This window comes from Coleofasciculus sp., assembly GCF_046539235.1.
Taxonomy (GTDB): domain Bacteria; phylum Cyanobacteriota; class Cyanobacteriia; order Cyanobacteriales; family Coleofasciculaceae; genus Coleofasciculus.
In genome coordinates, this window is the sequence record NZ_JBKHHI010000277.1 from 1 (window position 1) to 8,981 (window position 8,981).

The window sequence follows — 8,981 nt, forward strand, 5'->3', positions numbered from 1 at the left end:
ACATCCTTATCTGACTGAGCGCAAGACTTTAAAAAAGTTAAAATATCAGGGTTGTTCTTCCCACCACGAGCTAACTCTTGTATTGCCGTTTGTCGCACTATTACATCCTTATCTGACTGAGCGCAAGACTTTAAAAAAGTTAAAATATCAGGGTTGTCCTTCCCACCATGAGCTAACTCTTGTATTGCCGTTTTCCTCACTGTTGTATCCCTATCTGACTGAGCCTTTATCTTGAGATCTGCTTCAGCCTTTATCTTGAAATCTGCTTCAGCCTTTATCTTGAGAATAAGAATTCTGATATTTGGGTCATTTCCCCAACCAATATCTAATTCTTTTAAAGCAATTTATCGCATATTTTTATCAGGATCTGACAAAACGCAATCCTTAACAAAACTTAAAATACTAGGATCATTTTTTCCGCCACGAGCTAACATTTGCATGGCAGTTTGTCGCACTGTTACATCCCTATCTAACTGAGCGCGAGATTTTAAAAAAGTTAAAATATCATAGTTATCCTTCCCGCCACGAGCCAACTCTTGTATTGCCGCTTTTCGCACGATTGCATCGCCATCTGACTCAGCTTTTATCTTGAGGATAAAATTATTAATATTTGGTGCGTTTTTCCAGTGAAATGCTAATTCTTGTAGAGCCGTTTGTTTTATTAATGTATCGTTATCTGACTGGACGCATGACTTAAGAAAAGTTAAAGTGTCAGGATCATCCTTCCAACCATGAGCCAACTCTTGTAGAGCGAATTTTCGCACAGTTGCGTCGCTATCCGAACGAGCGCAGGTTTTGAGAAATGTTGAGGTATTAGGATCATCTTTCCAGCCACTAGCCAACTCTCGTAAAGCGAATTTTCGCACAGTTGCATCACCATCCGAACGAGCGCAGGTTTTGAGAAAACTTGAGGTATTTAAGTCATTTTTATAATCATGGACTAACTCTCGTAAAGCAAATTTCCGCACAATTGCATCACCATGAGACTGAGCAAATGCTTTAAGAAAAGTTAAAGGCTCAGAATTATAATTGCCACCACGAGCTAATTCAGATAAATGCCAATTTTGAATTAACTCTTTCAACACTATCTCTCTCACCCTGGAAGATTTATCGGAATAGACGCAAGATTTAAGCCAAGGTAAGGTAGCAGGATGCTCTTTCCAGCCCTTAACGATCTCCTTTAAAATAGCCAGTCGCACATCCGAATTATTATGAGACTGAGCGCAATGTCTTAAAAGCCGAAATGTATCAGGATGCTCTTTCCAACCCTTAACGATCTCCTGTAGAATGACTTGGCGTACTGAAAGAACATCATTTTGAGCAAGACGAGATACCAACCAAGGTAAAGTTTTGCTGTCCTCTTTCCATGTTAATGCAATCGTTGCTACGGCTTGAATCCTAATGTCAGTGATTAAGCTAAATTGTTTTTGATTAAGCTGTTTGTAATCTCCCCACTGGCTTAATTTTTTGAGCAGGTTCAGGAGTTGATTCGCCGTTTGGCTAATCTGGGAACGACTCCTGACTTCTGTCAAACATTTAGCCGCTAAAAATAAATTCCTAAACTTAGCCACTTTCCCATTCTGCCTAATTAAATAATCAATAATTTCTCCAACAAACTGCTCATCAATCATCGCCGCAATTAACCGCAGTACCTCATGCCAACTCTCCTCCTGCCAATGCTTGCCAAATACCTCTGTCTTAAGTTCGTCTATCGAAAGCGATTGTTTCTCTTTAAACTGCCAGACAAACTCCCACGCACAGAAAAATTCCAGGAACGTGCGATGGACAAAGGAATAGCAATCAGCACCAGAGAAACATAAGATAAAATTTCGTTCCCGTAACTGCTTAATAATTAACCGAGACACCGTTCGCGGTTTTTCTATTTCTTGCAGTGTCTCTAAATATCCCGCCAAAATCTGTTCCAATTCATCCCCATTAATCAAATTCCCGGCTAACCCTTGGGGTGCAGCTTGCATCTGATACGCCACTCGCCGCAACATCGCCTGTTTTTCTTTGCGAGTAATCGTGTCTGGGGACAGTTTTTCATCGGGGGGTAATCCTTTCTCAATATCCCATTCATGGAGGAGAACCCGCGAGGCTTCGTCATAAAGTTCCGCCCGTTCCCGTGGCAATTCTCGGTTGCGATTTAAGATTGCCATCATGGTTAATAATAAGGGATTTCCGGCTAATTCCCGAATCGCGGGTGACTCATTAATTGCCCGTTGTAAACGGTTTTGCAGTCGGGGTTTATCGGGTTGATTGCCAAAGGCTAAATCATGCCATTTCTGCACAAATGTCTGAATTTGTTCGGCTTCAAAATCCTGTAAGGTAAAATGACGAAACTGGGCATCCCGTAACCGTTGGGCTTTATAGCCAATAATCCGAGAGGTTACCATTACTCGAACATTAGGATACTGATTCGTAAAGCGGATAATCTCAGTAATCAGTGTATCTCTAGCAACGGGGTCAAATATCTCATCTAAACCATCAAATAAGACAAATGCATCTCCCGTTTCTAATACTTCATTCAAGCGATGTTGATTCAGATGACAAATCGCCGCCGCCCCCTGATGGATAAACTCCAGGAAGGTTTTCGGTAACGTGCGATCGCGGGCATAATTCCGTAATTCTATCAGCAGAGGAATCGTCTTGGTCGGTTTCTCTGCCCAATCTAGCGCCACATATTGGGCTAATGTGGATTTCCCGGAACCTGGATCACCTAAAATAACCAGGTATGGGTAATTGGGTTGATGGAGTATGTCTAATACGGAACGAATCGGCTGTCGATAGTAGATTTCCCGATACTGTTCCAATTCTTCCGGGGAAATCTGTTCATCTAACTGGTTGACATCTTGTAACCGTTTCAGATAATCTCTAGGAATATCATAAAGCGGCATGGCTTCCCGCACGGTTTGAGGGACAAATACCTGCCATAATCGCATCGGGTATTTGTAGCTACCGGGATCTAGAGTTTCTAGTTTGAGATAGCCATAGAAATCTTTTGTATAATCCTCTAAGGTTCCCTTCGCCAACTCCTTGAGGACATCCCCAAACACGAACCCAACCGCATTGGCAACTCCCCAAACAACGAGCGCATCCATCCGACATTATCCAACGACTCATCTGTATTTTTCTACTATAGTCGCAAGTGGGTCAATGATAAACTTAACCGTTCTAATCATGATTTCACCCCATAGTTGTGTTGAATCAGGATGAAAACCGACCCTATAGGCGGACACATTTTCCCATTATGAAGTAAGTCTCCCATAAAACCACTGCCTTTGTCAATACTTCCAAAATAAATTATTTTTCCCAATCAGCTTTGAATGGATTCATCTTACTTTCCAGAAGTAAACACCAATCTCTGGTTGTTACCGAGGTATCCAAATGGATTATAATTTAAAGGGCTTAACTGACTCAAAATTCCTAGTCATGTTCAGTACAACAGTCACCGATACCGGACAAATTACGATTCCTCAAGAAATTCAGGACTACCTTAAACTGAGTAGTGGCAGTAAAATTGATTTTGTTATTGATGAAGACGGTCACGTTAAACTGATTCCTCTTAATGTTTCTGTAGAAAAATTATCAGGATTTTTACACCGACCTGGCATCAGGAAAGTTACCCTCGAAGAAATGGAATGCGCCATCTCTGAGGGGGCAAATGATTGGACTTGATACAAACATTATGGTTCGCTACCTTACCCAAGATGACGAACAGCAGTGGCAACAGTGCGATCGCGTCTATGTGCTGAGAATCGAGAATTATTCTCAATTCATCAGACTCTCAACATATTGCTTTCACTCGTCTGAGATACGGCTGAGTAATTCCTTGCCAATCAAATTCCTCCGGTGATGGAAAAGATAGCATCTAATCGGCTTCCTCGAACTGTACGCAATCGTATAAATCCTTTAAGGAGATTTCAAAGTCAACAGAGGTCAAAGATAACACAGAGTCTTCAGATTCCAGGTAAGTCACCAACCATTTGCCGTCATCGGTTTTGACATATTGTTCCACCTCAAAGCCATACTGGTCGATGGTGATATATTCTTGAAACGTAGGGAGCGATCGATAATATTTGAATTTATCTCCTTTGTCGTAACTGCGGGTTGAATTCGAGAGGACTTCCACAATAACTGAAGGGTTAGTTACAGTGTCTTTGCGGTTCTCGTAATACAGAATATCTCCAGAAATAATCTGTAAATCTGGGTATGTGTAGCAATTGTAGGCAGGCAGCCATAGACGAACATCACTGGCAAAAAAACTCAGTGGTTTACCCCGGAAGGCAAACTTTAAAAAAGCCACTAAATTGATAATAATACGATTATGATTTGTCGTGCCGCCAGTCATGGGTACAATTTCTCCGTTGTGGTACTCATGTTTGGTTTCCGATTGTTCCTCTAACGCGAAATACTCTTCTAGAGTATGGGTCTGTGGCTTCTTTTGTACTAGCATAGTGTCTTCTGCCTATTGCACTCGTTTCTATGGTAACTGAAAGCTTTATCGGGTAAGGGTTTCAGCCGAATTGCTTCCCGCTAGCCTATCGACTCTCCCCACTCCCCCTCAGCGCTGTTGTGGTCTGGACTAAGTAGGATCACATAGAATATACTTAACAAAACGATAAAAAAATAAATAAACTTTTCTAGTTTGTTACGTGAGAGGCTATAAATCGCTGTGAGTCAGCAATACATTGAAGTTGATTATCTTGAAGCCGAGCAGATTAAACCCCGACGCCGCTATGATCCCGACGAGATCGCAGCCAAATACCGCTATCGCCCTTGGGTGGTTCTCCGACGGGCTTTAAGGATTATCTGGAACTTTGTCCAGTTTATTCTGGGTCTCAAGTGGGACGAGTGGCGGAACCAAGTTGAGCGGAATCGGTTTAAACGCGCTACTCAACTGCGACAGATCCTGACTCGCCTTGGTCCGACGTTTATTAAAGTGGGACAAGCTTTATCCACGCGCCCGGACTTAGTTCGCAAAGATTTTTTAGAAGAACTGATTAAGCTACAAGACCAACTCCCACCCTTTGACAATAAAACCGCCTTCGCGATTATCGAGTCAGAGTTAGATCGTCCGGTGAGCGAAGTCTATCGCCAAATTTCTCCAGATCCAATCGCTGCGGCAAGTCTCGGTCAAGTCTATCATGCTTATCTGCATACCGGGGAAGAGGTAGCAGTTAAAGTTCAGCGTCCTAACCTACTCAAGTCTCTCACTCTGGATCTCTATTTAATGCGGAAGTCAGCTGGTTGGTTATCCCGATGGCTTCCCCTGAATCTGGGTCATGATTTGACGTTAATTGTCGATGAATTTGGCACGAAGTTATTTGAAGAAATCGATTATGTCAACGAAGGTCGTCATGCGGAACTTTTTGCTAGTAACTTCCGCGATGATCCCAGTGTCAAGGTGCCGTCGATTTATTGGAGGTACAGTAACCACCGGGTTTTAACCTTAGAGTGGATTAATGGGTGTAAGTTAACCGATACGAAAAGCCTTTGCACCGCGGGACTTGATGCTGACCAAGTGATTCAAACAGGGGTCATAGCGGGTTTACGTCAACTCTTAGAACACGGCTTTTTCCACGCTGATCCCCATCCCGGTAACTTGTTTGCTATGCCCGATGGTCGCATGGCTTACATTGACTTTGGCATGATGGATCAGTTGGAGGAAGAAACGAAAGAAACAATTGTCAGTGCGGTTATTGATTTAATCAATAAGGATTATTTGGAGTTAGCGAAAAAGTTTGTCATCCTCGGCTTTTTAACCCCAGATACAGACATCACGCCAATTATTCCCGCCTTAGAACGAGTGCTGGGAGAAGCCGTAGGTCAAAGTGTACGGGACTTTAATTTTAAAACGATTACGGATAGTTTTTCCGAGTTAATGTTTGAGTATCCGTTCCGAGTTCCCGCCAAGTTTGCCCTGATTATTCGGTCATTGGTAACTCAGGAAGGGTTGGCGTTAACCCTGAATCCAGATTTCAAAATTGTTGAAGTATCTTATCCTTATGTCGCCAAACGTCTACTCAAAGGGGAATCGCCCGCTATGCGGCGGCGGTTGATTGAGGTGTTGTTCAAGGATGGCAGATTCCAATGGCAACGGTTAGAGAATATGATTGCGATCGCGCGATCTGATGATAACTTTGATTTACTCCCCACAGCCCAACTAGGATTGCAATATCTGTTATCGGAAGAAGGAAAGTTTTTGCGGCGTCAGGTACTATTGGCGTTGACAGAAGATGACCGATTGCACACTGAAGAAGTACAACGCCTGTGGAATTTAGTCAAAGATGACTTGAAGCCGGGGCGGTTATTTAATGTGGCGTTAAATTCTCTGGGTACTATGTCAACGGAGCAAATTGCGGCAATTTTACCCTTGACAGCGATGCTTCGTGATTAAAGCCGAACAAGAAATGATATCATGTCCGGTTGAATATCCATAATTAGGGTGATGGGGAGATGGGGTGAGGGTGAGTAGGGGCTTGGTTACCAAGCCCCTACTTGGTTACCAAGCCCCTACTTGGTTACTCATATCAATGCAGCGCATAATAGTAGTTTTTCTCCCCCAAGGGCGGGTTTAGTTCAGTTATTGGTTTGTGCCGAAATGTTATCAGTAAAACCCGCCCCTACAGATTGGCTTCATTATAATTTTTAGCGCCCAAGCGCAACTAAGAAACTGGCTATTTGCCAAAGTAGAGTTGACTAAGTTCTGCCAAAGAAACATCGTTTTCCGGTTGGGGATCACGTAAGAACGGATGAATTGGGAGTCGCGGTACTCGACGATTGGTTTTAGGTGACGATAAAATCTGCTCAATTACGTTTAAATAGCCTTGAGCCGTACTTTCCCAGGTATAGTGATTTAATACCAGTTGCTGAGTGCGACCAGAAAAACTCTGCCACTCAGATTCATTACAGATTAACCGCTCCAATCCTCGCGCCATATCCACCGGATCATCGGGGTCAATCAAAACCCCATACTCTTGATTCTCGGTAGACAAACTCTCTGTAATTCCCCCATTCTGGGTAACAACAACCGGTAATCCGGCGGCGGCGGCTTCTAAGGGGGCTAAACCAAAGGGTTCAAACAGAGAGGGTAGGGCAAATACCGAGCGGCGTTGGGCTAAAAAGCGATAGGTTGCGGCTAGGGCGGGTTGATCCGGGACGCAAAAGGCGCTAATTTTGCCCCATAAGTTATGGTCATTCACCACTTCCCGGATTGGAGCTAATACCTTTTGTTCCGTTTGTTCATCCTTCACCTTCTCTTTTAGTGGATTATCTAATCCCGCCGTAATTAGTACCACATTGGCTCGTTCTTGCAAGATTGGACTATAGGCAAAGGCTTGCACAAGTCCTAATAGGTTCTTTTTGGGATCTAATCGACTCGATGCCAAAATCACGGGTAAATCGCGCCGCGACTCAGCAATATCTCGCGTTAATTTTTCTTGAACTAACTGATAGGTTGCCTCTTCGTTGGCAGAGCGAACCTCCGCACTAAACATAGCTGGATCTACTCCCGGTGGAATCACCGCAAAGCGAGCATCATTATCGACATCAACGGCGTCCCGATAAGCCGGATGACTATATTGGTTGCAGCGTTCTTGGCGAGTATTCGTAATATTAATCGCCGAGTGATTCATGCTGAGGCGTTCGACAACTAGGCGGCGTCCAAAGAAGTAATAGTCGTTCATTTGTGCCAAATTTTCTGGCGTCACCTTGAGTTTGTCCATCTTTTGAGCGCCGAGGGAATGGGCGGTAAACGTAAACGGTACGCCTGTTTGCGCTTCAAGTAATAAACCCGCCAGTCCCCCATCCGCGTAGTGGGCGGTCATGATATCGGGAATTTCCCCTTGGTCTTGATAAAATTTCAGAATATTGGGCACCCAATCTTGAACCAGATGAGTCCAGAGTAACTCTTTGCGTAAAAATTCCTGGGGTCCGGCGGGTAAGCGGACAATCCGGACATTTTCTACACCGGGATACGCATCAAAGGGTTCTGCAAACCCCTCCCACTCTGGATCAATGATTTGACGGGTGAGAATATCAACCCGGTGTCCCTGTGCTGCAATGGCTAGGGCGACTTGCTTGACGTAAACCAGTTGACCGCCAAAATCGGGATGTTCTGTAATATATCTATCCTCTGGGTCAAAGTTGCCTTGGGGGTTGAGAAAGCCAATGTACATTGTCTGAATGATGAATGATGAATGAGGGACACAACGGATGAGTTGACATCAGACCAACGATGTCTAAATCATAAATGATAGACAAAAGGGATGAGTTGACATCAGACTTGCATTCTGCTCAGAACGATTATCGACAACTATAAGACAACAATTATCCAAGTACATTATAGGGGCTAGACATTATGCAATCCGGTCAAATCCGACTCAACAAGGTGACGAAAGAATGGGTAATTTATGCACCCAGTCGGCGTAAACGTCCCCAGGATTTTCAGCAACAGAGTCGCCAAAAACAAGCTTCAGGGATTCTACCGCGAGATTGTCCCTTTTGTCCCGGCAATGAACATAAAGCTGAGTCGATTGTCCTGGAAATGCCCAGCCGACACCATAAAGGCTGGCAAACGCGGGTTGTACTGAATAAGTTTCCGGCATTAACCCCTAATGAACACAGAGAGCGATCTAAGAATGGGATTTATTTAATGATGCCCGGTTATGGTCAGCATGAAGTGATTATTGAAAGTCCTGATCACTATCAAGATCTTGCCACAATGTCAATCGAGGACGTAGAAACGGTGATTGAGACCTATCACAAGCGCTACGTCACACTTATGCAAGCCCATAAGAATATGATGGCAATTATTTTTCGCAATCATGGGATGAAAGCGGGTGCATCGTTAAGTCATCCCCATTCTCAAATGATTGTAACGGGTATGGTTCCGCAAAATATTCGAGTGCGAGAACAAGAAGCCCAGCGATATTACGATCAATGGCAACGATGTGTGTATTGCGATATTTTAGAGTTTG

General features: G+C 43.7%; 8 protein-coding genes. 4 read left to right on the top strand and 4 right to left on the bottom strand.

Annotation, left to right across the window (positions count from 1 at the left end; all coding sequences use genetic code 11):
* Both ACLFWI_RS20975 and ACLFWI_RS20980 read right to left on the bottom strand, forming a co-directional pair.
* Positions 1-200 (bottom strand): HEAT repeat domain-containing protein (locus tag ACLFWI_RS20975; RefSeq protein WP_446414529.1); only part of this gene is annotated, 200 nt, incomplete at its 3' end.
* A 144-nt stretch (positions 201-344) separates the two neighbouring features.
* Positions 345-3,101 (bottom strand): HEAT repeat domain-containing protein, encoded by a 2,757-nt coding sequence (locus ACLFWI_RS20980; protein WP_446414530.1) that lies wholly within the window; start codon positions 3,099-3,101, stop codon positions 345-347.
* A 331-nt stretch (positions 3,102-3,432) separates the two neighbouring features.
* On the opposite strand from ACLFWI_RS20980, the gene ACLFWI_RS20985 reads away from it, so the two are divergent.
* Entirely contained in the window at positions 3,433-3,678 is a 246-nt protein-coding gene (locus tag ACLFWI_RS20985) for an AbrB/MazE/SpoVT family DNA-binding domain-containing protein (RefSeq protein ID WP_006102575.1), read from the top strand.
* Positions 3,679-3,688: 10 nt separating this feature from the next.
* Entirely contained in the window at positions 3,689-3,856 is a 168-nt protein-coding gene (locus ACLFWI_RS20990; protein ID WP_446406363.1) for a hypothetical protein, read from the top strand.
* Between the two features lie 15 nt (positions 3,857-3,871).
* Here ACLFWI_RS20990 and ACLFWI_RS20995 read toward each other — a convergent pair whose 3' ends face one another.
* Positions 3,872-4,456 carry a Uma2 family endonuclease gene (locus ACLFWI_RS20995; RefSeq protein ID WP_446406364.1) on the bottom strand — a complete coding sequence of 195 codons (585 nt, stop codon included), beginning with the start codon at positions 4,454-4,456 and terminating at the stop codon, positions 3,872-3,874.
* Positions 4,457-4,675: 219 nt separating this feature from the next.
* On the opposite strand from ACLFWI_RS20995, the gene ACLFWI_RS21000 reads away from it, so the two are divergent.
* The gene (locus ACLFWI_RS21000) at positions 4,676-6,400 is read left to right on the top strand and encodes an ABC1 kinase family protein (protein ID WP_446414531.1); all 1,725 of its coding nucleotides are present in this window, start codon (positions 4,676-4,678) and stop codon (positions 6,398-6,400) included.
* Positions 6,401-6,680: 280 nt separating this feature from the next.
* On the opposite strand, the gene ACLFWI_RS21005 is transcribed toward ACLFWI_RS21000, so the two are convergent.
* A complete protein-coding gene (locus ACLFWI_RS21005; RefSeq protein WP_446414532.1) occupies positions 6,681-8,180 on the bottom strand; it encodes a glycosyltransferase in 1,500 nt (499 codons plus the stop codon).
* A gap of 182 nt (positions 8,181-8,362) precedes the next feature.
* On the opposite strand from ACLFWI_RS21005, the gene ACLFWI_RS21010 reads away from it, so the two are divergent.
* A partial coding sequence (locus tag ACLFWI_RS21010) for a galactose-1-phosphate uridylyltransferase (RefSeq protein WP_446414533.1) occupies positions 8,363-8,981 on the top strand: 619 nt, incomplete at its 3' end.